Origin of the sequence: Mesorhizobium sangaii (assembly GCF_014207355.1) — a bacterium.
Classification (GTDB): Bacteria; Pseudomonadota; Alphaproteobacteria; order Rhizobiales; family Rhizobiaceae; genus Mesorhizobium; species Mesorhizobium sangaii.
Window position 1 is genome coordinate 613,418 of the sequence record NZ_JACHEF010000003.1, and the last position, 24,424, is coordinate 637,841.

Consider the following 24,424-nt stretch of genomic DNA (forward strand, 5'->3'; position numbering starts at 1 on the left):
TCCAGATCCTGAGTTTGAGACGTCTTGTTTACGTTGTTTCTACTACTGGTTGGTATACATCTGCTCCAAGCAACCCAGAGGCGGTCTATGCATATCCTGGAATCCGATTAATCTGCGCAGGATTCGCTCTGCGGCAGATAGGCTTCACGATGCATCTTGTTTCCGCAAATGCCGGTCCGGGAAAGGTGGCTGCGCCGTCGGTGCTGGAAACTCAGCACGGGTCGGTACGGCCGCTCGCGGCCGAAGATCTCGAGCACGTCGCCGCGCTCTTCCTGACGAAGTTTCGCCGGCGGCGGCGTCATCTCCTCGATCGCGCGATCATGGAGACGGCCGAATATATGAGAAAGATTTATCTTGGGCCTGCCGGCCAGCCCGGTGAGAGCAACGCTCTGGTCCAGATTACCCCGCAAGGCCGTCTGGGCGGGTTCCTCGGCGTGCTGAAAGCCCGCTACGAGCTCAACGGAACGGCATTGAATGCGGCGATCATCGGTCCGCTCATGGCTGACCCCGGCACCGATCATGGCTCGGCCGGACCGCAATTGCTGCGTGCCCTGAGCCAAGGCGAATTCGATCTGCAGCTGACCGATTCCGCCAACCGGACATCCCTGCCGTTCGCGCGCCCGATGAAATATCAGCTGCTGCCGGTGCATTGCCTGGGTTGGACCTGTGTTTTCCGGCCGGCCGCGATGGCCGCCGCGGCGCTGCACCGTAAATGGCCTGGCCTGCCTCGTCCGGTACTCGATCCCTGCGCGAGAGCATTCGATGCTCTTGCGAAAAGAAGGTTCGGGCCCCCGGTCCCGCTTTCACCGTCGCAACGGGTCCACCGAGAGTCGATCGATGCCGCGCAATTTGCCGAGCGGCTGCCGACGCTTCTGTCCGAATACGCCCTTCGGCCGAGTTGGAAGGATGGCGAGCTGCCACGACTGCTCGCGCTGGCGGCCGAGAAGCGGGCCGACGGCCCACTTCATTTCGGTGGGACTTACGACGAAGCGGGCAAGATGCTCGGTTGCTACGCCTTCTACGGTCAAGCCGGCGGCATCGCGAGCCTGTTGCAAATCCAGGCGTCCGGATCCCACTGGGGCGCGACGCTGGATGGCCTTATCGCGGCCGCGTGGGATATGGGCTGCGCGGGGATCACCGGGCAGACGCAGAGCAGATTCATGCCTCAACTCTTCGGCTACAGGAATGTCTTCTTTCGCTATGCCGGGGGGACGATGGTCCGCTCGCGGATCGCTGAGGTCACGGAAGCGGTCCGCTCGGGCGACATCTTTATCGGTGGGTTGATGGGTGACCGCTGGACCCGCCTCAGCTCCGATGACTTCGGCCGCTGATCGCCTTCGACTACCTGTTGGTCGGCGACAGCACCCCATGTCTGGACACGCCACGAGTTGATCCGTGGCGGCAGGCCCGAGCGGCATCATTGTCTCGGTCGGCGTCGACTCCACCGGCGGGCACTGCTCGGTCATGGCGGACCCCGCCTACGCGCCGCCAGACGCGCACGCCCCCCGGTCTTTTCATTGCGCGCGTCCTGTTCTATGTCTGCCGCACCGCGCGGGGGCGCGTCTTGTCAATCACAAAAGCATCCGGTACGCCCCGCTCATGACAGTTACCGTTCGTTTCGCCCCTTCGCCAACCGGCCGCATTCATATCGGCAATGCGCGCACCGCCTTGTTCAACTGGCTGTTTGCCATGAACAACAAGGGTCGTTTCATCCAGCGCTTCGACGACACCGACATTGCCCGCTCGAAGCAGGAATACTCCGACGCCATCCTCTACGATTTGCATTGGCTCGGCATTTTCCCCGATGCCACCGAATACCAGTCGCGGCGTTTCGACGTCTATGACGCGGCGGTCGAGAGACTGAAGGCGGCCGGCGTTCTCTACGCCTGCTACGAGACGCCGGAGGAACTCGACCTCAGGCGCAAGGTGCGTCGCACGCGTGGCCTGCCGCCGGTCTACGGCCGCGAGGCGCTGGCGCTTTCGCCGGAGCAAATCGCCGAATACCAGGCCGATGGCCGCCGACCGCACTGGCGCTTCCTGTTGCCCAATTTCTCTGGCGATCCGCTGCAGCCCGAACGTACTGAAATCCATTGGAACGACCTCGTGCGCGGCGACGAAACCGTCGACCTTGCCTCGCTTTCCGACCCGGTTCTGGTGCGCGAGGACGGCACCTATCTCTACACGCTGCCTTCGGTGGTCGACGACATCGAGATGGGCGTCAGCCACGTCATCCGCGGCGACGACCATGTCACCAATACTGGTGTGCAAATCGCCCTGTTCCAGGCGCTGGCTGCCCAGCCGCCGGTGTTCGGCCACCACAACCTCCTGACCACCGCATCGGGCGAGGGGCTGTCGAAACGCACCGGCGCGCTCTCCATCGAAAGCCTGCGCGAGGATGGCATCGAGCCGATGGCCGTCGCTTCGCTCGCCGTGCTGGTCGGCACCTCGGAGAACGTCGCGGCGGTGCCTGATATGGCTGAACTCGCCGAACGCTTCGATCCGGCGGCGACGTCGAAATCGGCGGCCAAGTTCGATCCGGACGAGCTCTTCGTGCTGAACCGGGCGCTGTTGCACCATATGCCGTTCTCCGAGGCACAAGACCGGCTGATCGTTCTCGGCGTCTCGGGTGACCAGGCCGAACCGTTCTGGCTGGCGGTGCGGGGCAATCTCGACAGGCTGGCCGAGGCGGCGAGCTGGTGGCGTACCTTGCGCGAAGGCCCGCAGGAGAGGCCGGAATTTTCCGATGACGACCGCGATTTCCTCGGTCAAGCCTTCGACCTGCTGCCGGAGGAACCCTGGAGCGGGACAGTCTGGAAGGACTGGACGGGCAAGATCAGGGAAGCGACCGGCCGCAAGGGCAAGGCGCTGTTCATGCCGCTCAGGCTCGCGCTTACGGGACTGTCTTCGGGGCCGGAGCTTGCAGATCTATTGCCGCTGTTGGGTCGGGAAGGAACGATGGCCCGACGACCCTGACCTTGCGCTGTTCCGGTGGCAAGGCCGACACCGGCGACGTCACCGGCTTGGCGGAAAGCCGTTTGATTGCCTCGCGGTCAAGTCCGCCTTCCACATTGGCCAGGGTTTCCGGATCGGTACCCGGGTCGGGCTTGGAAGCCGGAACCGGAATGAGCGGTGCCGCGTCCATTTCGGGCTGCGACTGCTGAGGATTGGGCGGGTTGCCGGCGATGATCTGGAAATTCTGCGCGGCATTACAGCCGCAAGCCGGCGGCCGCGGCATGTTGGACTGCTTGTAGAGATAGGCGGTCGGCAATTCGCTGTAGGGCCGGCCGGTGACCGATGACGTCATCGAAGCCGAATCGCCATCCATACCCCGCGAATAGAAAACCTGCATCTCGGTGCCAGGGCAGCTTGATTCGCAATTCTTCTGGTCGCGTTCGAAATCGCTCGTGGAAGCCGAATTCGACATCGGGAAGAAATAGCCGTCGCAGGTGCGCACGCATGTGGTGTGGAACTCGCCGCCGCCGACGCTCGGAAAATCCGGTACGCCGGGCCGGTTGAGCACCCTGCTGACATCGCTCTCCTCGCCCGGATCGTCAGGCTGATCGAGCGCATCGAGCTGCTGGCTGTTGCCGCCGAAAAGCTGGTCGAACAGGTTTGCGTTACCGTCTTCGCGGTTCGCCTCCTGTAACGGAGCGTGCCGCGGGGCAACGGTGTCGTCGCGGCAGCCCTTGGCCTCGAGCGCCGCCAGGATGCGGCCTCGGTCGCGGCGCGAGCCACCGCTGGCGAGCTGCGCGCGCTTGGCCTGCAGGCCATCTAGATTGGCATTCATGCGATCGATGGTGGCGTTGAGCCCGGCGCATTCCCTGACATTGCGGCTGAACAGCGAAAAGCCGCAACCGGCGCTGCTGGATCGGCTGCGGGCCCTGGAGATCTGTTCGCGCTGCCTGTCGATTGCCGCGTCGTATTTGCGGATCAACGCCGGGCCACCACCGCCGCCACGCGAGGCAGCGGCAAGATCGGCTTCCAACTGGCGGCAGACGCGCGAGGCGGCCTGCGGCTCGGTGACCGCGATGGCTGAAAACACGAGCGCGCCAAGCAGCGCAGCAACATGCGTCAGCTTCCACCTTTCGCCCGTCATAGTCCGAAAACCCCGCCTGCCTGCCCTGCGCGATGCTACCGGATTCGCGGTTTCCTCAATCTACAACCAAAGATGGTCTTAGCCCAGAGACGCGCCGTCGCGGATGTTCGGGTTTAGTTACTGCCGTGAGATTCCGACGCTGCATGAAAATGGCGTATTTCCCTAGAAAAATGCTTGAATCCAGCGAAGCCCGGAGGCTTGGCATGACCGCCATTACCCGTCGAACCGCGCTACAGCTTGCTCTCTTGTGCCTGGCGGCGCCTGCTGCGTTGGCGCAGGAGGAGCCCGATGCGCCGGACTGGCGCGGTCGATTGGTCGATGCCGCGCGTGAGCAGATCGGTGTCACCACCCTCTACGACCCAACCTACATGCGCTTGACCTATCCGGGTGGCGATGTCGCGCCGGAGCGGGGTGTGTGTACCGATGTCGTGGTCCGCGCCTATCGCCGCGCCTTCGGGCTCGACCTGCAAAGGCTGGTGCATGAGGATATGCTGGCTGATTTCGCGGCCTATCCGAAGATCTGGGGCCTGAAAGCGCCCGACCGCAACATCGATCACCGCCGGGTGCAGAACCTTGCCGTCTTTTTTGGACGGCGTGGTGTTTCCTTGCCGGTCAGCCAGGATCCGGTCGACTTTCAACCGGGCGACCTCGTTACTCAGATGCTGCCCGGCAACCTGCCGCATATCGCCATCGTCTCATCAAATCGTTCAGCGGAAGTGCCGGAAAGGGCGCTGGTCATCCACAATATCGGCCAGGGCGCCCGCGAGGCCGACACGTTGCCGGTCTGATCAGCCCAGATTGACGACCGCCTGTGCCTTGTGCGCGGCTTCCACTACGGCAAGCGCCGTCATGTTGACGACGCCGCGCGAGGTGACCGACGGCGTCAATATATGCGCCGGCATGTCGGTTCCGAGCAGGATCGGCCCGACATGCAGCGCGTCCATCATGGTCCTGAGCGCAGTCAGCGTGATGTTGGCCGAATCGAGGTTGGGGAACACCAGCAGATTGGCTTCGCCCTTCAGTCTGGAGTGAGGATACACGCGCTGGCGCAGATGTTCGGACAAGGCTGTGTCCGCATGCATCTCGCCGTCGCACTCCAGTTCGGGCGCGATGCGCGCCAGGATCGCCGCTGCTTGCCGCATCTTGAGCGCGCTCGGCGAATCGCGCGAGCCGAAATCCGAATGCGACAGCAGCGCTGCCTTGGGCTCAATACCGAAGCGCTGGATTTCTTCCGCCGCCAGCACCGTCATCTCGGCGATCTCCTCGGCCGTCGGGTCGACCGAGACGTGCGTGTCGGTAAGGAAGATGATGCCTCGCTGCGAGATCAGCATCGAAAGCGTCGACAGGTCGTGGTCCTTGATGCCGAGGCGGGGGCCGATGATCAGGGTGACGTTGCGCAGATGCCGCTCGAAACGACCTTCGAGGCCGCAGATCATGGCATCGGCATCGCCACGCTTCAGCGCCAGGGCGGCGATCACCGTGTTGTCGGTGCGCACCATGGTGCGGGCTGCTTCCGTCGTCACGCCGCGGCGGCCGGCGAGTTCGATCAAGAGGTCGACATAGTTGCGATAGCGCGGATCGTCCTCCGGATTGATCAGGCCGAAGTCGACACCGGGCTTGATGCGCAAGCCGTAACGCTTCAGGCGCACTTCGATGACATGCGGGCGGCCGATCAGGATCGGTTCGGCGATGCCTTCCTCGAGCACGACCTGGGCGGCGCGCAGCACGCGCTCGTCCTCGCCATCGGCATAGATGACGCGCTTGGCGGTCGACGCCTTGGCCGACGAGAACACCGGCTTCATCACCAGGCCGGAGCGGAAGACGAAGCGGTTGAGCTTGTCGATATAGGCGGCGAAGTCGGTGATCGGCCTTGTCGCGACGCCGGTGTCGCAGGCTGCCTTGGCGACAGCCGGGGCGATGCGCAGGATCAGGCGCGGATCGAAGGGCGAGGGGATCAGGAACTCGGGTCCGAAGATCGGCGTCTCGCCGGAATAGGCGCGCGCCGCGACATCGGAGGGTTCTTCGCGCGCAAGCGCCGCGATCGCCCGCACCGCCGCCATCTTCATCTCCTCGTTGATGGCGCTGGCGCCGCAGTCGAGCGCACCACGAAAGATGTAAGGAAAACACAGTACATTGTTGACCTGATTGGGAAAATCGGACCTCCCCGTACAGATCATCGCATCGGGACGGGCGGCGCGCGCCGCCTCCGGCATGATCTCCGGATTGGGGTTGGCCAGCGCCAGGATCAGCGGTTTCGGCGCCATGTGCTGCAGCAGTTCCGGCTTCAGTACGCCTGCCGCCGACAGGCCGAGGAACACATCGGCGCCGGGGATCACGTCAGCCAGCGTGCGCGCATCGGTGTCCTTCACATAGGGGTCTTTCCAGCGGTCCATCTCGTCGATGCGGCCCTTGTAGGCGACGCCGAAACGGTCGGTGACCCAGATGTTTTCGATCCGCGCACCAAGCGAGACCAGCAGATTGAGGCAGGCAAGGGCGGCCGCACCGGCGCCCGACGTGACGATCTTGATGTCCGAGATCGTCTTGCCGGCGAATTCCAAGCCGTTGAGCACGGCTGCGGCGACGATGATGGCGGTGCCGTGCTGGTCGTCATGGAACACCGGAATGCCCATGCGGGCCTTCAGCTGTTCTTCCACTTCGAAGCATTCCGGTGCCTTGATGTCTTCGAGGTTGATGCCGCCGAAGGTCGGTTCCAGCGCCGAGATCGTCTCGACCATGCGCTCGATGCCCGGCGCGTCGATCTCGATGTCGAAGACGTCGATGCCGGCGAACTTCTTGAACAGGACAGCCTTGCCTTCCATAACCGGCTTGGACGCGAGCGGGCCGATATTGCCGAGGCCGAGCACGGCCGATCCGTTGGAGACGACGCCGACCAGATTGGCGCGCGCCGTATAGTCGGCGGCGGTCGCCGGATCGTCGCGGATTTCCAGGCAAGGGGCGGCGACGCCTGGCGAATAGGCGAGCGCGAGGTCGCGCTGGTTGCCGAGCGGCTTGGTCGCCTGGATCTCGAGCTTCCCCGGCCTTGGGTGCTTGTGGAAGTAGAGGGCGGCTTCGTCGAGGTCCGAACGTGCCGTCTTCTTGGTCTCGCCTTCCATGCGGCCGCTCCCTCGAAATCTGCCTGGAGAGTCCTTTTAGCATGCGGCCAAGGTTTGTCGCGACGCTAAATGACGCGCCGGCAGCTTTACCCGCCGGCGCGCCTAAAACACCATTATATCAAATATTTATGCTGATTTCATCGCATGTGAGTCCTGCTGCGCGCAGGCGCGTCGATCAAAAGGCGCTGACATATAGGCCGCCGTCGACCGGTATGTTCTGACCGGTCAGATAACCGGCATGGACCGAGCACAGGAACGCGCAGATCTGGCCGAATTCCTCCGGCGTGCCAAGCCGCTTGGCCGGCACATCGGCGCTGATGCGGGTCTTGCGCGCGGCGGCGGCTGCTGGGTCCTCCGGTGTGCCGGCCTCATGCGGGCCACGCAGCCGGTCGGTGTCGAGTTTTCCCGGCAGCATGTTGTTGATGGTGACGTTGCGGGCGATCACCGTTCGCGCCACGCCGGCGAGGAACGAGGTCAGGCCGGCGCGCGCGCCCGACGACAGGTCGAGGCCGGGAATGGGGACGTAGACCGACAGCGAGGTGATGTTGACGATGCGGCCGAAGCCGCGCGCCGCCATGCCGTCGATGACGGCCTGAACCAGTTCCACCGGCGTCACCATGTTCTGGGTCACGCCTTCAAGGATCTTCGCCCGATCGAGTTCACGGAAATCACGCAGTGGCGGGCCGCCATTGTTGTTGACGAGGATATCCGGCTCAGGACACGCGGCGAGCAATGCCTTCTGCACCTCCGGCTTCGAAACGTCGCCGACGACCTCGGTCACCGTCACGCCGTAGCGCTCGCGCAGCTCGGCGGCGGTCTTGGCCACCAGCTCGGCATTGCGCCCGTTGACGACGATGTCGCAACCGGCCTCGGCCAGGGCCATGGCGCAGCCGCGCCCAAGCCCCTTGCTCGAAGCGCAGACGATGGCTTTCTTTCCGCGAATGCCGAGATCCATGATGATTTTCTCCTTGTGAGCCGGCGGCAAGCTAGTCCTTTGGCTGGACCAATCGCAACCGTCATACGGTTGTTGCATGAATCGGGGCATAGCCTGCGCGAAAGCAAGGGTGAAATCGCGATGTCCGGCCAAGAGCCCCGCACTTTCCGCAGCATGTTCATTTCCGACGTCCATCTCGGCTCGAAGGCGGCCAAGGCCGAATTCCTGATCGATTTCCTTAGATATCACGACGCCGACATCATCTATCTGGTCGGCGATATCGTCGATGGCTGGCGGCTGCGGCGAAGCTGGCACTGGCCGCAAAGCCACAATGACGTCGTGCAGAAATTGCTGCGCAAGGCGCGCAAGGGCGCCAACATCACCTACATCGCCGGCAATCATGACGAGTTCGCGCGCCAGTTCCAGGGCGTGCATTTCGGCGGCATCGTGGTCGCCGACCGCGCCATACACGAGACCGCCGACGGCAAGCGGCTGCTCGTCATCCATGGCGACCAGTTCGACACCGTCGTCCACAATGCGCGCTGGCTCGCCTATCTCGGCGATCACGCCTATGACGCGGCCATGCTGGTCAACCGCGTGGTGACGCGGCTGCGCCAACTGCTTGGCCTGCCATACTGGTCGTTCTCGTCCTGGGCCAAGGTCAACGTCAAGAAGGCGGTGAACTTCATCGGCTCGTTCCAGACCATGCTTGCGGAAGAGGCGCGCCGCTCGCATGTCGACGGCATCATTTGCGGTCATATCCATCACGCCGCCATCGAGAATTTTGGCGACGTCCAATACATCAACACCGGCGACTGGGTGGAAAGCTGTACGGCGGTGGTCGAGCATTTTGACGGCCGGATGGAAATCCTGACCTGGGCGCAGGTGCTGCCCGAGGCGCCGGACGAACCCTTTATCCCGTTGCTCCTCGAAGACCGGGTCGGGCAGGCGGCCTGACGCGACCTCACGGCGGGTTTTGGGAGATCAATCGATTAGGCCAACCGGTTTCGCCCGGTTTTCACCCATGTTAAGGGATCGATACACGTTGCCGTCCGGTCGAGTGCAGCGTTATTGGATCGATTCATGTCGCTGCCGCCGCTGTCGCCCGAACAACTCGTCAAGCCGCGCCATTTCGAACTGCGCATGAGCCTGATCTTCGCGACGTTGTTCGTGCCGCTCGGAACGCATGTGCCGTATTTTCCGCTGTGGCTGGAGGCCCAGGGTTTCCACGCGGAGCAGATCGCCGTCATTCTGGCGGCCCCGATGTTCCTGCGCGTGGTGACGACGCCATTGCTGACATCACTTGCCGACAGGGCCAGGGACCGTGCCAATGTCTACATCGCGCTGGTGGCGGCGTCGCTGCTACTGTCGGCCGGTTATTTCCTGACGCCGAGCTACGCCATGGTGCTGGCGGTGTCGCTGGCGCTGACCATCGTCTGGACGCCGCATTCGCCGCTCGCGGATTCCCTGGCGCTTTCTGGTGTGCGCCGGTTTGGCTCGAACTATACGAGCATGCGCAAATGGGGCTCGATCTCCTATCTGTTCGCCAATGTCGCCGGTGGCTTCATCCTGTCGGCAACCGGCTCCGGGGCTGTTCCGGTGATCATTTTCGTATCACTTGCCGCGGCCCTTGCCGCCGGCTTGCTGGCGCCGCGTCTCGGCCGTCCGCGACGCGCCTCGCCGCTGTCGGCCACCGACATCCAGCATGTCGCGCCGAAGCTTCTCAACCCATATTTCCTGTATTTTTCGATCGGTGTCGGCGTCATCACCGCCAGCCACGCATTCCTGTACGGCTTCGTCTCCATCTACTGGAAATCGATCGGCCTCAGCGATTCGGTTGTCGGCCTTTTATGGGCCTGGGGCGTGGTAGCGGAAGTCTGCATGTTCATGATGTTCACCCGCTATTTCAGCTCGTTCTCCGTCGTCTCGATCATGGTGATGGCGGGTATCGGGGCCATCGTGCGTTGGATCGCCTTTCCGCTTGTGTGGCCGCTCGGCCTCGGCGTTGCCGGTTTTTTCGGCGTCCAGACGCTGCATTCGGTCTCGGTGGCGCTGGTGTTGATCGGCCTGCAGAAGATGATTGGCGAAACGGTGTCCGAGGAGCGGACGGGTGCTGCCCAAGGCATCGCTTATTTCTCCAACGGCTTCTTCATGGCGGTGGTGACGCTGGCGTCCGGCCCGCTTTACCACCGTTTCGGCGTCGACGGCTTTTTTGCCATGATCCCGATCGCATTGATCGGACTGGTGCTGATCGGGCTTGCGGCGCGCTCAGCCCCACAGCGCCGTATCAGGCGGTGACATCAGCGATCCTTGATAGACAAGGCCGGGCACACGGTCGCCGGCAAGTAGCAGCGGACCGTCGAGGTCGACGAAATCGGCATCCTGGGCGAGCAGCACCGCAGGCGCCATCGCCAGCGACGTGCCGACCATGCAGCCGACCATCACGCCGAAACCGAGTTCGCGGGCGCGACCGCGCAGCACCAACGCCGCTGTCAGCCCGCCCGATTTGTCGAGCTTGATGTTGACGGCATCGTAGAAGCCGACCAGCGCTTCGAGATTGTCAGCCTCATGCACGCTTTCATCGGCGCAGATCGGCACGGGATGCGCGATATGGCGCAGGATCTCGTCTTTGCCGGCCGGCAGCGGCTGTTCGATAAGCGCGATGCCCAGCTCGGCGGCAAAGGCGAGGTTGGCGACGATGTTGTCGTCGGTCCAGCCCTCGTTGGCGTCGAGGACGATGCGGCTTTTGGGGGCGGCCTGCCTGACGGCGCTGATCCGGGCGATGTCGTTGTCGCCGCCGATCTTGACCTTGAGCAGCGGTCGCGCCGCATTGGCACGCGCCTGCGCCGCCATCGCCTCCGGTTCGCCCAACGACAACGTGTAGGCCGTTTCAAGTGCCCTTAACGGTTGAGCGCCAATGGCAGCAGCCACCGATGTTCCGCTGAGCTTTGCCTCCAGGTCCCACAGGGCGCAGTCGATAGCGTTGCGGGCGGCTCCAGCCGGCATGGCATCGAGCAGCGCGATCCGGCTGATCCCACCGGCGATCCGGTCCCACATGGCCTCTATCGCCTCACGGACGCCATCCATGGTCTCGCCATAGCGTTTGTAGGGAACGCATTCGCCGCGACCAGCGTGGCCGTCCTCGCTGATCGTGCAGGTGATGACCTCGGCCTCGGTCTTGGAACCGCGTGAAATGGTGAAGGTTCCGGCGATCGGGAAACGTTCTGCCTCAACCGAAATGACACGCGCCATTTTTTTCTGCTCCGGCTATGCAACAACGGGCGAGTCGGCAAATCGACAGCTTGGCTCCGTCAGGCTAAACAGGACGCCATGTTGACCATCGGCAAGCGCGACGCAAGCGGCACGACCGCGGGAGAGGCTGACCACGAACCGCGCGTGGCGATCGGCGAGGAGGACGGCATTCTCGGCTGCGCCTTCTCTGGAGTCTGGACGACACGGACCGTCGCGCTGATTGACGCCGATATGCGCAAGATCGAGAAACGAAGTGGTTTCAAGACTTTGGCGCTCGATCTTTCGAAGATCGAGAAGATGGACACCGCCGGCGCCTGGCTGATCGACCGGCTGGTCAGTGCCTTCGAGAAGAAGGGCGTCAAGATCAGCCTGCAAGGCCAGAGCGAGATTGCCAACATCCTGCTCGACGCAGTGGGCGAGGCCGTCCGGCGCGAACCCGAATCCGGTCCGGCGCGGCCACCCAACATCATCATTCGCGCGCTGGAGGCCGTCGGCCGGCGCGTATATGAGATGCGCGACGACTTCCTCGCCTCGATGAACATCCTCGGCGCCACCATCCGCGGCGCGCAGATGAAGCTCGGCCGCGGCCATGCCGTCAACCCGGCGGCGATCTTCAACCAGATCGATCGCATGGGCGTCGGCGCCATACCGGTGGTGGTGCTGATGTCGGCGATCGTCGGCGCCATCGTTGCCCAGCAAGGCGCCTATCAGCTCAGCTACTTCGGCGCCGATATCTTCGTCGTCGACCTGGTTGGCGTGCTGATCCTGCGCGAGCTCGGCGTGCTGATGACGGCGATCATGATCGCTGGCCGCTCCGGCAGCGCGATCACCGCCGAGATCGGCTCGATGAAGATGCGCGAGGAGGTCGATGCGCTAAAGGTCATCGGCCTCAACCCGATCGGCGTGCTGGTCTTTCCGCGCCTGGTTGCGCTGGTCATCGCCTTGCCGTGCCTCACCATCATCGCCAATTTCGCGGCACTCGGCGGCGGCATCGTCGCGGCGTGGCTGTACTCCGATATAGCGCCTGCCGCCTTCATCGACCGGCTGCGCGTCGCCATCGATCTCAGCACCATTTTCGCCGGCCTGATCAAGGCGCCGTTCATGGCCATGATCATCGGCACGATTGCCTCGGTCGAAGGCATGAAGGTCGGCGGCAGCGCCGAATCGCTCGGCCAGCACGTCACCGCCTCGGTGGTGAAGTCGATCTTCGTCGTCATCATCCTCGATGGGCTTTTCGCCATCTTCTACGCAGCGATCGAGTTCTGAGATGACGTTGCGCAGCAGGACAAGGGCGGTCGCGGACGAAACGGGCGAGGGCGACATCGTGCTTTCGGCGCACGACATCACCGTCTCCTTCGCCGACAAGCTCATACTCGACAAGCTGTCGCTCGATATCCGGCGAGGTGAGATCCTCGGCTTTGTCGGCGCCTCGGGCGCCGGCAAATCCGTTCTGCTGCGCACCATTCTCGGCCTGACGCGCAAGCAGTCGGGCACGATCAAGCTGTTCGGCGTCGATGTCGAGAAGGCGAGCGATGTGGAGCGTCTGCGCATTGACATGCGGCTTGGAGTGCTGTTCCAGCACGGCGCCCTGTTTTCGGCGCTGACGGTGCTGGAAAACGTCCAGGTGCCGATGCGCGAATATCTCGACCTGCCGCGAAAGCTGATGGACGAACTGGCGATGCTCAAGGTCGAGCTGGTCGGGCTGCCGCCGGACGCCGCGCAGAAATTCCCGTCCGAACTTTCCGGGGGCATGATCAAGCGGGCGGCGCTGGCACGGGCGCTGGCGCTCGACCCCGACATCGTCTTCCTCGACGAGCCAACATCCGGCCTCGATCCGATCAGCGCGGCGGAGTTCGACGAACTGGTCGTCAAGCTGCGCGATACGATGGACCTGACTGTTTACATGGTGACGCACGATCTCGACACGCTTTTCACCGCTTGCGATCGCGTGGCTGTGCTCGGCAAGAAGAGAGTGCTGGTCGAAGGCGCCATAGACGACATGCTGAAGAGCGAGGAGCCGTGGGTAAAGTCCTATTTCCGCGGAAAACGCGCCCGGCAACTTGATCTTGCGGCGCGCGCATAGCCATAAGTGGGACAATGGAAACCAGAGCCAACTACGTTATTGTCGGCATTTTCACGCTGGCCGCGATCCTGGCGGCGTTTGCCTTCGTTTACTGGACGGCGGCGATCGGCGACAAGGGCGAGACCACGTTGCTGCGCGTGCGTATCCCGGGCTCTGCTTCCGGGCTTGGCCGCGGCAGTTTCGTGCTGTTCAACGGCGTCAAGGTCGGTGACGTCAGGCGCGTCTATATCGATGTCGACAATCCGACCGTCGCCATCGCCGACACCGAGATCGATCGCCTGACGCCGATCACCAAGTCGACGCAGGCCGATATCGGCCTCGCCGGCCTCACCGGACAGGCCAATATTGAACTCAAGGGCGCTGACCCTAAGGAAATAAAGCTCCTCGACCAGGCCGAGAAGGAAGGCAAGGTCGCCGAGATCGTTGCCAACCCATCGGCGGTGACCAATCTGCTGCAGACGGCGCAGAACATCTTCAGCCGCGCCGACAAGGTGCTTTCGGAGCTTGAAGGCTTCACCAAGGACGTTCGAGGGCCGCTGACGCAAACCGTCAAGAACGCGCAGACCTTCTCCGATGCGCTGGCCAAGAATTCGGACGGCATCGACAAGTTCCTGTCCAGCGTCAGTGCGCTTTCCGACGAGCTGAAAGGCGTTTCCGGCAAGCTCGACGGCACGCTGAAAGCAGCCGAAGGGCTGCTCAACGCCGTCGACAAGGACAAGATCAAGAGCATCGTCGCCAACGTCGATGCGGCAACCGCGAATCTCAAGCAGACGTCGACGCAGCTCGACGGCGTGATCAAGAATGTCGACACCGCGGTCGGGTCGGTAAACGATTTCGCCAAGAAGACGCAAGGCACGCTGGCCAAGGTAGACGGCGTGCTCGATGGCATCGATCCGGCGCAGGTACGCTCCGCACTGGCCAACATCCAGAAAGCCAGCGAAAACGCCGACAAGGCCGCCGCCGACATCGCCGAGGTGACCGACAAATTCGCCAACCGGGCCGACGACATCGACCAGACGATCAAGGATGCCAAGCAACTGGCGCAGCGGCTCAACGATGCCTCGGTGCGTGTCGACGGCATCCTCGCCAAGGTCGACACCTTGCTCGGGTCAGGGCAGGCCGACGGCGTGATGGCCGACGCCAGGAATACGCTGAAGTCGTTCAAGCAGGTTGCCGACACTTTGAATTCGCGCCTGGGCGTCATTACCGACAATCTGGCACGCTTCTCGGGCCAGGGGCTTTCGAATGTCGAGGCGCTGGTGCAGGACAGCCGTCGTTCGATCAGCCGCATCGAGGAAGCCGTAACGGATCTCAGCCGCAATCCGCAGCGCATCCTTTCGGGTGGCGATGGCGAGGTCCGGCAATTCGATGGCAGGGCGCGGCGTTGACTTCGGGCTCGGCACGCCCCAAGAACATGAGCCAAGAAAGCGGGTTGATCTTACGATCCGGGGACAACGGGGATCGCGCGTGAAGTCTGTGTGGGTGAGAACGGGCGGGTTGACATCGGCTGCGGCACTGTTTGCCCTGACACTCGCGGGTTGCGCGGTGCTGGGCGGCAAGCCTGCGCCGCTCGATACCTTCGAGCTGTCGGCGCCTTCGGTCGACGCGCATGGCCACAGCCGCCGACAAATCCTGATCGCGCAACCATCGGCGCTCAAGGCGCTGGATAGCCAGAACATCGTCATCAAGCCGTCGGATCGCTCGATCCAGTATCTCAAGGGCGCGCAATGGGCCGACCGGCTGCCGCTGATCGTGCAGGCGCGGCTGGCCGAGACATTCCAGCGTTCGGGCAGCTTTGCCGGCGTCGGCAAGCCGGGCGAGGGCCTGGCGATCGACTACCAGGTGATCGTCGAGGTCCGGTCTTTCGAAGTCCGCGTCGACGGCGGCGAGCACGCAGAGGTTAACCTGTTCGTGCGGATATTGAACGACCGCAATGGAGAGGTGCGTGCCTCCAAGAGCTTCACCGCATCGGCGCCAGTTTCAGGCAGCGGCAATCCTGCCTATGTCAGCGCGCTCGACAGCGCGTTTGGAGATACCGCCAAGCAGATCGTGCGTTGGACGGATACGATCATCTGATCGCCGTAAAAGCTTTGATCGCCCAACGTTTCTGAAAATGCTGGCGCCTGAAGCCGTGCAAGGGACGCGGCGCTTGCGGACGCGCCGACGAGCACAAAATCGGCTGAAACGAAAAAAGGCGGGATGTTTCCCGCCTTTTTTCTTTTGCCCTACCGGGTGATCAATGCAGGCGACCGCTGGCGTGGGCCAGCATGGTGTAGACCTTGCCCGTGTCCGACGTCAGGTAGGTCTGCGCCATGATGTTGTCGCGGTCGTTGCGCGAGACATCCTTGAGCAGCTTCTCGAAATCGTCGCAGTAGCGGTCGACGGCAGTGCGGAACTCGGCCTCCGCCTGATACTTGCGACGGATCTCGTCGAACGTCTGCTGGCCCTTCAGCGTGTACAGCCGCCGCGTGAACACGTCACGCTCGCCACGCCGGTAGCGGTTCCACAGTTCGATCGAAGCATCGTGGTCGATGGCCCGCGCGATGTCGACGGAGAGCGAGTTCAGCGATTCCACGACATGCAGCGGCGAGCGCTGGGCAGGAGCCGCGCGCGGTGCTTCCGCGGGCGTTGCCGGTCTGGCGTCCTCTTCGCGCGATGCCCCGGTCAGGAGATCGCGCACCCAGCCGCCCTGTGGTGTACGGGCGCCGGCATCGGCACGCTGGCGCGGTGCCGCCTCGGCCGGACGCTCCAGATCGAGCGTGCCGCGCAATGGGGTGCCGCCCAACGGTGCCTGGGGTGTGCGCAGCTCCGGCTGCGGCGCCGGTGGTGCACGCCGTGGTGGCTCGGCAGGGCGTGCGGCCGGCGCTTGCGGCGCCGGGCGCAGATTGCGCTGCTCGGAGGCATCGCCGCCGCCGCGGCCCGACTTCGCAACGATCTCCGAAAGCTCTTTCAGGGCGTTGATCTGCTCGGAAACGGCACGGCGGATGGCCGAGGTCGATTCCTTTGCCTCTTCCGGCATCTCGATGACGCCCTTCTTGAGCTCGGCGCGTGTCAGGTCGAGCTCGCTCTTGATCGAGCCCGCGGTGCGCCGCATCTCTTCGGTCGCATCGGCGAAGCGCTTGGTCGCCGAATCGACGACATCGGTGATGGCGTTGCGGATCTTGTCGGCCGACTCCATCGTCTTGCCCTCGGCGTTCTGCAGCGTCTGGCCGACGAGATTTTCGAACGAGCGCATGACCCTTTCGAGATCTTCCGACTTCTTGACCAGGCCGACGGCGAGATCCTCGAGCGACGACTGCCTTTCGAGCGTGTGCTCGAGGTTGCTCTGAGCCGAGCTCAGCAGGTCCGAGGCGCTGGCCAGCAGGCGGCTGTGTTCGTCGAACTTGGTGGCGATCGAAGCGACCTCGCGCAAGGTGGACGACGACAGTTCCGTCAGCCTTGTCGTGTTCGAATCGACCAGCCGTGCCGAGCTGGCGAAGGTTTGCGCGGCCTTCTCGGTGGTGGCGGCGAAGCTTTGCGTGCTGCCGCTCAGACGTTCGTCGACCTGGCCGAGGTTGACCGCGGCCTGCTCGATCAATTGACCGAGCTGCGAGCTGGACGTGGTCATGCGGCCAATGAGATCGGCGACGCTGTCGGACAGCGACGAGCGGGCGCCTTCGACCGCCGACAAGGTCTCGGCGGTGCGGTTGGCGAGCGCGTTGACAAGTGCGGCATTCTCGCTGCGCAGCTTCTCGGTGGCGCGTTCGGTGACCTCTTCCATGCTCTTTTGCAGTTCAGAACCGCCCTGGGCGAAGCGCTCGACCAGCGGCCGCGCGGTCTCGTCGAGGATCTTCGACATTTCGGCCGAACGCGCCGCGAGCATGGTGTTGAGCTCGCGGGTGTTGGCGCCGATCGTCTTGGCGGCGTCGTTGGTGCTCTGGCCGATATGCTGGCCAACCGCGGTGAAGGTCTCCGCGATAACATTGGCGCGCGAGACGAGTTGCGCCTCGGCATTCGCCACCTGTTCGTTGATCCTTTGGCCCATCGTCTCGGCCGTGTAGGCGAGGCGGTTCTCGACGCCTGAGACCTGCTCTTCGACACGGGCGGCCGCAGCCGCCGCGCTCGATGCGAGCCGCTCGTCGGCGCCGGTAAGCGCCTGTTCGATTTCGCGGGCATGCACGGCCATTTCCTGACCGGTCCGCCTTGCACGTTCGGCGACCCTCTGCTCGGTGTCGGCAAAGGCGCCGACGATGGTCTCGGCATGTTCGCCGATCGTCGACGAGCTGCTGGCGATGCGCGACACCAGACGCTGATCGGCTTCGTCGAAGATGCGGCCGATTTCCGACGCACGGCTCGACAGCGCTTCCGAACCTTCGGCGATGCGCGAGACCAATTGCTGGTCGGCGGCATCGAAGATACGGCCGAGGTCCGATGCTCGTGCGGCAAGCGCCTCGGCGGATTCGCCGATGCGCATACCGAGCCGCTGGTCGGCGCCTTCGAAGTTGCGCAGGATGTCGCCGGCGCGGGCTGCGAGCGACTGTGCGGTTTCGACAGCGCGGGCGACCAGCTTCTGGTCTGCCGCATCGAACGCGCCGGCAATCTCGGCTGCACGGGTGGCCATATGGTCGGCGGTGTCCTGAGCCCGGGCGGCAAGCTGATCGGCGGTTTCCTGGGCGCGGGCGGCGATCCTCTGGTCCGCCACGTCGAAGGTGCCGGCGATCTCGCTTGCACGAGCGGCCAGCTGGTCAGCGGTTTCATGGGCGCGGGCCAGCAGGGAGCTGGAGGTGTCATCAGCGCGGGCAAGCAAGGCGTTCGACGTATCTTCCGCACGGGTGTGGAGGCGACGATCGGCTTCCTCGAAGGTGCGAGCGATGTCTTCGGCCCTCGCCAGCAGGGCGGCGGAGGTCTGCTCGGCGCGCTCGGCGATCTTGCGGTCGGCGTCGCTGAACGCGGCACCGGCCTGCTCATGCAGCGTGCTGGTGACTTCGAGGACCTTTTCGCGCAACGCGCCGGCAACGAAGACCGCACTCTTCTCGAGCACGGCTCGGACGTTGTCGACGCCTGTCGAGAGCGCCCGCTCCATGGTGCCGGCGCGCTCCTCGATGACGCCGGTCTGGCGACTGAATGCCTGCTCGATCTTCTCGACATCGGCAGCGATCGCGGCTGAGATATCAGTGCTCCTGGCGGCGATCTGGTCGATATGGCCCGAGAGCGAGCGGTCGACGTCCTGGCGGGTCTCGGCGAGCTTGCCGAGATCGTCTTCCAGGGCACGGGCCAGCATGTTGCGGCCTTCCGACAGCTTGCCGACATGGCTGGCGATGATGTCGTCGATATCGCTGCGGCTTGCGGAAAGCTTCTGCAGGTCGGCTTCCAGCGCACGCTTGAGGATATCGCGACCTTCGGCGAGCTTCTCGACCTGGCCGGCGACCAGTCCGTCGATGCTGGAGCGACTTTCCGCCAGCTTGGCAAGATCGTCTTCGAGCGCCTTCGTCAGGGCCGAGCGCTCGCCGACAAGTCTATCCGAATGGCTGTTCACCAGGCCGCTGACGTTTTGGAGATCAGCCTCGAGTGCCCGGGCGAACTGCGCCCGGTCATCGACCAGTTTCTGCGACTGGTCGGCAACGGTGCTCGTAATCGCATTGAGGTCGGCTTCCAGCGCGCGCCGCAGGATGTCACGGCCTTGCGACAGCTTCTCGACTTGACCGGCTACCAGCCCGTCGATGCTGGAACGGCTTTCGGCCAGCTTGGCAAGATCGTCTTCGAGCGCCTTCGACAGGGTCGAGCGCTCTCCGACAAGCCGTTCCGCATGGCTGCCTACCAGGCCACTGACGTTTTCGAGATCAGCCTCGAGTGCCTTCGACAACGTCGAACGATCCTGGGCGAGCCGCTCGGAGTGGCTGTTGACAAGGCTGTTGACGCTTTCGAGATCGGCCTCGAGCGCACGGGCGAACTGCGCCCGGTCATCGACCAGTTTCTGCGACTGGTCGGCTACGGTGCTCTGGATCGCATTAAGGTCGGCTTCCAACGCACGCCGCAGGATGTTGCGGCCTTCCGACAACTTCTCGACCTGACCGGCGACCAGCCCGTCGATGCTGGAGCGGCTCTCCGCCAGCTTGGCGAGGTCATCTTCAAGCGCCTTCGACAAGGTCGAACGATCCTGAACGAGCTTGTTCATGTGGTCGGCGATGACGCTGTTCACATTCTGCAGGTCGGCTTCCAGCACCCGTGAAAGCTGCCCGCGATCCTCGGCCAGCCTTTCCGACTGGCTGGCTATAACGCCCTTGATCGTGTTCAGATCGGATTCCAGCGCCCGCTTGAGAATGTCGCGGCCTTCGGCGAGCTTCTCGACCTGGCCGGCAACCAGACCATCGATGCTCGAGCGGCTTTCGGCCAATTTGGCAAGATCAGCCTCGAGCGTCTGCGACAGCAGACTGCGATCCTCGACCAGCCGTCCCGAATGGCTGTCGATCAGTCCGCGTATGCTGGACAGATCGTTGTCGAGCGACTGGGAAAGCTGCGTGCGGTCGTCCGCCAGCTTGGCGGAATGGGCTTCGATCAGGCTCTTGATACCGCTGATGTCGTTTTCCAGTGCCTTGGCGAGCACGGCGCGACCCTCGGCGATCTTCTCGACCTGGCCGGCGACCAGACCGTCGATGCTGGCGCGGCTGTCGGACAGTTTGCCAAGATCGGCTTCCAGGGCGCGCGACAGGATGCTGCGGCCCTCGGCCAGCTTTCCGACGTGTCCGGCAACCATTTCATCAATGATTGTGCGAGCTTGCACCAGTTTCCCGGAGTCTTCGTTCAAGGCAGCGGAGAGCCTGTTGCGGCCTTCTTCCAGCCTTTCAAGATGGCCGCCGAGCGACGCATCGATGGCCGCCCGCGATTCATTGACCTTGCGCAGATCCTCTTCGAGGGCGCGCGCGATCAGGCTGCGGCCTTCGGCCAGCTTCTGCACCTGGTTGGTCACCGCCGCATCAATGCCGGCGCGACCTTCGTCGAACTTCGCCAGGTCGGCCTGCATGGCCTCGGCCATGCGATCACGGCTTTCCGAAAGCTTGCGGCTGTGGTTTTCGACGGCCTCCTCGATGCCAGCGCGGGCGTCGGCAAGCCGCTGAATATCGCTATCGAACGAACGCGATACGACATGACGCGCGGCTTCCATACGGCCGGCGAAGTCGCTGGCGCGGGCTTCGAGCATAGAGGAGGTCGAGGTGACGATGTCGGCCATATCGGCGCCGATCTGGGTCTTGCCCTGATCGATCATCGCCGACAGCGTGTCCTTGCTCTCGGCAAAGGTGTGCGCGATTTCGCGGGCACGCTCGACCAGCGTCTCATTGATCTGGCGGGCGCGGGCCTCGAGCGCCGCGTTGAGCTTCTGCGTTCCGGTGTCGAGCGCCTCGGCGCGGGTCTGGAACTCGCTGATCAGCGCCTGGCCGCGTTCGGCGAGCGTCCGCTCTATGCCGTTGAGGCTGGCCTCGAATTCAGAATTGAGGGTGCGCGCGGCACCGCCGAGCAGAGACACCATGCCGGTGGTGCGATCGTCGAGGAGATCGGTCAACGACCGCGTCAGGCCGTCGGTGGTGTCCGTCAGTTTGGCTATGCGGGTGTCGAGAAGGCTGGCGAAGGCCTCGCCGGAGGTCGACAGCTTGTCGGTGATCGTATCGAGCCGGCCTTCCACCGAATCGAAGATCGACAAAGAGCTTTCATTGATGCGGTCGATGAGCGTGTCGCCGGAATTGGTGATCGTCATCGACAGCTTGGTCGACGCATTGAGGATGCTGTCGCGGATGATGTCGGAGGCAGCGCCGATCTCGTCCTTCAGCGTCTCATGCGCGCCGGTGATCGAGGCGCGGACGCGCTCGGCATGGGTGACGACGGCTTCACGCTCGCTGCCGAGCCCATCGACCAGCGAACGGATGCGGGATTCGTTCTCCGAATAGGAGCGCTCGATCTGGTTGACCTCGCTGTGGACCAGCGTTTCCAGTTCGACGGCGCGGGCAAGCGTGCGCTCGATGCCTTCGCCCATGGCGGCGACCTCGCGACGAACGGCCTGGCCGATCATCATGACGCGATCCTGGGCAAGGTTTTCCGGCTCTGTCAGGCGGAAGGCCACTTCGGTCATCGACTGGGCGGCAATGCGCATTTCCTGGGCACGGCGGATCATCGCCGCGAAGGCCCAGAACAGGATGACGGGCACAATCGCCGCAACCGCCAGACCGATCAGTTCGGGACGGGCAAGAAACTGGTCGAGCGTGCGGATTCTCCAGATGCTCGGTCCGAAGAGGAGGTTGGCCAGACCGCCCGCACCGGCGAACCAGGCGAGCGAGACAAAGGCGACGACCCAGTAAATGGTGTTCGAGGCACGCCTGTTCAGGCTGTGCAGCAGCGTCTTGTAGTCCTTCTGGCGATCGTCGTTGGCCGGCGCAAATCCGGCGGGCTGGGCACCATTGCGTGTTTCGACGGGGCGTAACTCGGCAGGCTTGGGCGGGGGCGTGGGTTTCGCGGCCTCACTGCGCGCGGCCTGGCTCTGATTGACTGGTGGCGCCGGCTTATCGTTGCGTCCCTCGCGCGCCAGTTCGTCGGCAGCCTGCGATATCTGCGCTTCCAGATCTTCCATCGAAGCCGCGATGTCGAGGTCGCCGTCGCCGGCATCACTGCTGAGGTCTAGATCAAGCGCCTTTTCCAGCTCCCTGGCCACATCGTTGTCGAGAGTTCTCGTCGTCGTTGTTTTCTTTGCCATGCCTTCTACCCTGTACTAGCTGCCGCGGGCTTATAATTCTGTTTTTATCGTACCCCGCGCAGGAGGCTGAAAATGGACCCCTCGTATCGTAATGACACAGGGGGGTAAAGAAAACATGCATTCCGCGAGATACGTAAAACTTTAAATATAAGGTTAACGGAAGCGTGATATCGGCGCCGCTTTCGCAACATTTTTCCCCGCCACTCATTAACCCGTTGTCCACTGGAATCGCCTAGCGTTTTGGGGCGACCGAAGAAACGGAGTTAGAGTTCATGCGTGGCGAAAGCGGCATTGCCTTCTCAATGCCCGGGGGCGACGTATCCGGACCTAGGCGGTCACGGCCGGTCGATTTGGCACACCTTGCCCGCCAGACCATGGGGGACCGCAGCCTCGAGCAAGAGGTGCTGGCACTGTTTGTACAACAGGCCCTGTCGGTGCGCGAGAAAATAGTCGATGCCGACATCAAGGACCGGCTTCTGCTGGCGCATGGGCTGAAGGGTTCGGCCCGCGGTGTCGGTGCCTTTGCCATCGCCGATTGCGCCACCGAGATCGAGCACCGGCCGGACGACAACCAGACGCTCGGGCGGCTTGGCTTACTGATCGACGAAGTGCGCGATTTCATCGCCGCCATCAGCCGCTGAACCCTGTTTGCGGAAAAACGTCAATCAGCCGCTGAACCCTGTTTGCGGAAAAACGTCAAGGAGCGGCGCTTTCGCGCGCAGTTGACTTGTCAGCCGGAGTGATTATCTCGGCTGTGACTCCGTTCAGGTGACAAATGACCAAACTGACTTTTATCGCCCATGACGGCACACAATTCGACATGGACGCCGAAAACGGCTCGACGGTCATGGAGAACGCGATTCGCAACGCGGTGCCGGGGATCGAGGCGGAGTGCGGCGGCGCCTGCGCCTGCGCGACCTGCCACGTCTATGTCGACGAGGCATGGACGGCGCAAGTCGGCGAGCCGGAAGCGATGGAAGAGGACATGCTGGACTTCGCCTATGACGTCCAGCCGAACTCGCGGCTGTCCTGCCAGATCAAGGTGCGCGACGCGCTAGACGGTCTGGTCGTGCGGGTGCCGGCCCGCCAGGGCTGAGACACTGATTTTCGCCGGCTGCTGCTTGGCAGCGGCGGATTGCTCATGCAGTGTCACGCTGTTTTTCGCAGCGAGGCACACGGTATGACCGACATCACCAAGACGGACGTTCTCATTGTCGGGGCAGGGCCGGTCGGCCTGTTTGCCGTGTTCGAGCTTGGTCTGTTCGACATGAAGTGCCACCTGATCGACATCCTCGACCGGCCGGGCGGCCAATGCGCGGAACTCTATCCGGAAAAGCCGATCTACGACATTCCAGGCTGGCCTTCGATCTCGGCGCAGGGACTGGTCGACAAACTGCTCGAGCAGATCGCGCCATTCAAGCCTGACTTCACCTACAACCGCATGGTTTCCAGCCTTGAAAAGCTGGAGGACGGCAGCTTTCGCGTCACCACCGACGAGAATGAGGTGTTCGAAGCCAAGGTGGTGGTGATTGCCGCCGGCGGCGGTTCCTTCCAGCCCAAGCGGCCGCCGATCCCGGGCATCGAACCCTATGAAGGCAAAAGCGTCTTCTATTCGGTACGCAGGATGGAAGATTTTCGCGGCCACGACCTCGTTATTGTCGGCGGCGGCGATTCGGCGCTCGACTGGACGCTCAACCTGCAGCCGGTGGCCAAGAGCGTGACGCTGGTGCACCGCCGGCCCGAATTCCGCGCCGCACCCGACAGCGTCAACAAGATGTATGCCATGCAGGAGATGAAGCAACTGGATTTCCAGGTCGGGCAAGTGACCGGACTGACCGGCGCCGACGGCCAGCTCTCATCGGCTGTCATCAAGGGACCGGACGGCGATGTCGAAGTGCCTTGCACGCGCATGTTGCCGTTCTTCGGCCTCACCATGAAGCTCGGGCCGATCGCGGAATGGGGGCTCAATCTTCACGAGAATCTCATTCCGGTCGATACCGAGAAGTTCCAGACATCGGTGCCCGGCATCTTCGCGGTCGGTGACATCAACTGGTATCCCGGGAAGCTGAAGCTGATCCTGTCGGGCTTCCACGAGGTGGCGCTGATGGCGCAGGCAGCCAAGCGCATCATCAGCCCCGGTGAGCGCATCGTGTTCCAGTACACGACCTCATCGACCAGCCTGCAGAAGAAGCTCGGCGTCGTCGACTGAGCCGCTGGATCGGCTCAG

The 24,424-nt window shown here is 63.4% G+C and carries 17 protein-coding genes; 12 read left to right on the forward strand and 5 right to left on the reverse strand.

Annotated features, from left to right (window positions below; genetic code table 11):
- Positions 1 to 149: 149 nt before the first annotated feature.
- A complete protein-coding gene (locus HNQ71_RS18075; RefSeq protein WP_184873961.1) occupies positions 150 to 1,331 on the forward strand; it encodes a hypothetical protein in 1,182 nt (393 codons plus the stop codon).
- A gap of 268 nt (positions 1,332 to 1,599) precedes the next feature.
- A complete protein-coding gene (gene gltX / locus HNQ71_RS18080) occupies positions 1,600 to 2,973 on the forward strand; it encodes a glutamate--tRNA ligase (RefSeq protein WP_184873963.1) in 1,374 nt (457 codons plus the stop codon).
- Here the strand turns inward: gltX and HNQ71_RS18085 are convergent.
- Complete coding sequence (locus HNQ71_RS18085) at positions 2,891 to 4,096, reverse strand: DUF2865 domain-containing protein (protein WP_184873964.1); 1,206 nt, start codon at positions 4,094 to 4,096, stop codon at positions 2,891 to 2,893. The genes gltX and HNQ71_RS18085 overlap by 83 nt on opposite strands.
- Before the next feature lie 203 nt (positions 4,097 to 4,299).
- Between HNQ71_RS18085 and HNQ71_RS18090 the strand changes: the two genes are divergently transcribed.
- Entirely contained in the window at positions 4,300 to 4,884 is a 585-nt protein-coding gene (locus HNQ71_RS18090) for a DUF1287 domain-containing protein (protein WP_184873966.1), read from the forward strand.
- Here the strand turns inward: HNQ71_RS18090 and HNQ71_RS18095 are convergent, their stop codons facing one another.
- Positions 4,885 to 7,209 carry an NADP-dependent malic enzyme gene (locus HNQ71_RS18095; RefSeq protein ID WP_184873968.1) on the reverse strand — a complete coding sequence of 775 codons (2,325 nt, stop codon included), beginning with the start codon at positions 7,207 to 7,209 and terminating at the stop codon, positions 4,885 to 4,887.
- Positions 7,210 to 7,384: 175 nt separating this feature from the next.
- Complete coding sequence (locus tag HNQ71_RS18100; RefSeq protein ID WP_184873969.1) at positions 7,385 to 8,164, reverse strand: SDR family oxidoreductase; 780 nt, start codon at positions 8,162 to 8,164, stop codon at positions 7,385 to 7,387.
- A 120-nt stretch (positions 8,165 to 8,284) separates the two neighbouring features.
- On the opposite strand from HNQ71_RS18100, the gene HNQ71_RS18105 reads away from it, so the two are divergent.
- Together HNQ71_RS18105 and HNQ71_RS18110 are read left to right on the forward strand one after the other, a co-directional pair.
- Positions 8,285 to 9,100, forward strand: a complete 816-nt coding sequence (locus HNQ71_RS18105; RefSeq protein WP_095085153.1) for a UDP-2,3-diacylglucosamine diphosphatase — start codon at positions 8,285 to 8,287, stop codon at positions 9,098 to 9,100.
- Positions 9,101 to 9,226: 126 nt separating this feature from the next.
- Positions 9,227 to 10,441, forward strand: coding sequence for an MFS transporter (locus HNQ71_RS18110; RefSeq protein WP_184873971.1), 1,215 nt, complete (start codon positions 9,227 to 9,229; stop codon positions 10,439 to 10,441).
- Here HNQ71_RS18110 and dgcA read toward each other — a convergent pair.
- Positions 10,412 to 11,395 (reverse strand): N-acetyl-D-Glu racemase DgcA, encoded by a 984-nt coding sequence (gene dgcA, locus HNQ71_RS18115; RefSeq protein WP_184873973.1) that lies wholly within the window; start codon positions 11,393 to 11,395, stop codon positions 10,412 to 10,414. The two genes, HNQ71_RS18110 and dgcA, sit on opposite strands and share 30 nt — an antisense overlap.
- 78 nt (positions 11,396 to 11,473) lie before the next feature.
- On the opposite strand from dgcA, the gene HNQ71_RS18120 reads away from it, so the two are divergent.
- From HNQ71_RS18120 to HNQ71_RS18135, 4 genes are all read left to right on the forward strand, one after another.
- Positions 11,474 to 12,661 (forward strand): ABC transporter permease, encoded by a 1,188-nt coding sequence (locus HNQ71_RS18120; protein WP_184873975.1) that lies wholly within the window; start codon positions 11,474 to 11,476, stop codon positions 12,659 to 12,661.
- A 1-nt stretch (position 12,662) separates the two neighbouring features.
- Positions 12,663 to 13,478: an ABC transporter ATP-binding protein gene (locus HNQ71_RS18125; RefSeq protein ID WP_184873977.1), complete on the forward strand. Its 816-nt coding sequence runs from the start codon at positions 12,663 to 12,665 to the stop codon at positions 13,476 to 13,478.
- Positions 13,479 to 13,492: 14 nt separating this feature from the next.
- Positions 13,493 to 14,866: an MlaD family protein gene (locus HNQ71_RS18130; protein WP_184873979.1), complete on the forward strand. Its 1,374-nt coding sequence runs from the start codon at positions 13,493 to 13,495 to the stop codon at positions 14,864 to 14,866.
- Between the two features lie 79 nt (positions 14,867 to 14,945).
- On the forward strand, positions 14,946 to 15,554 hold the full coding sequence (locus HNQ71_RS18135; protein WP_425492240.1) for an ABC-type transport auxiliary lipoprotein family protein: 609 nt from the start codon (positions 14,946 to 14,948) through the stop codon (positions 15,552 to 15,554).
- A 160-nt stretch (positions 15,555 to 15,714) separates the two neighbouring features.
- On the opposite strand, the gene HNQ71_RS18140 is transcribed toward HNQ71_RS18135, so the two are convergent.
- A complete protein-coding gene (locus tag HNQ71_RS18140) occupies positions 15,715 to 22,197 on the reverse strand; it encodes a kinesin (RefSeq protein ID WP_184873983.1) in 6,483 nt (2,160 codons plus the stop codon).
- A gap of 272 nt (positions 22,198 to 22,469) precedes the next feature.
- Between HNQ71_RS18140 and HNQ71_RS18145 the strand changes: the two genes are divergently transcribed.
- From HNQ71_RS18145 to HNQ71_RS18155, 3 genes are all read left to right on the forward strand, one after another.
- A complete protein-coding gene (locus HNQ71_RS18145) occupies positions 22,470 to 22,838 on the forward strand; it encodes an Hpt domain-containing protein (protein ID WP_184873985.1) in 369 nt (122 codons plus the stop codon).
- Positions 22,839 to 22,972: 134 nt separating this feature from the next.
- On the forward strand, positions 22,973 to 23,293 hold the full coding sequence (locus tag HNQ71_RS18150; protein ID WP_095085095.1) for a 2Fe-2S iron-sulfur cluster-binding protein: 321 nt from the start codon (positions 22,973 to 22,975) through the stop codon (positions 23,291 to 23,293).
- 84 nt (positions 23,294 to 23,377) lie between these two features.
- Positions 23,378 to 24,406 carry an NAD(P)/FAD-dependent oxidoreductase gene (locus tag HNQ71_RS18155; protein WP_184873987.1) on the forward strand — a complete coding sequence of 343 codons (1,029 nt, stop codon included), beginning with the start codon at positions 23,378 to 23,380 and terminating at the stop codon, positions 24,404 to 24,406.
- Positions 24,407 to 24,424 lie beyond the last annotated feature (18 nt).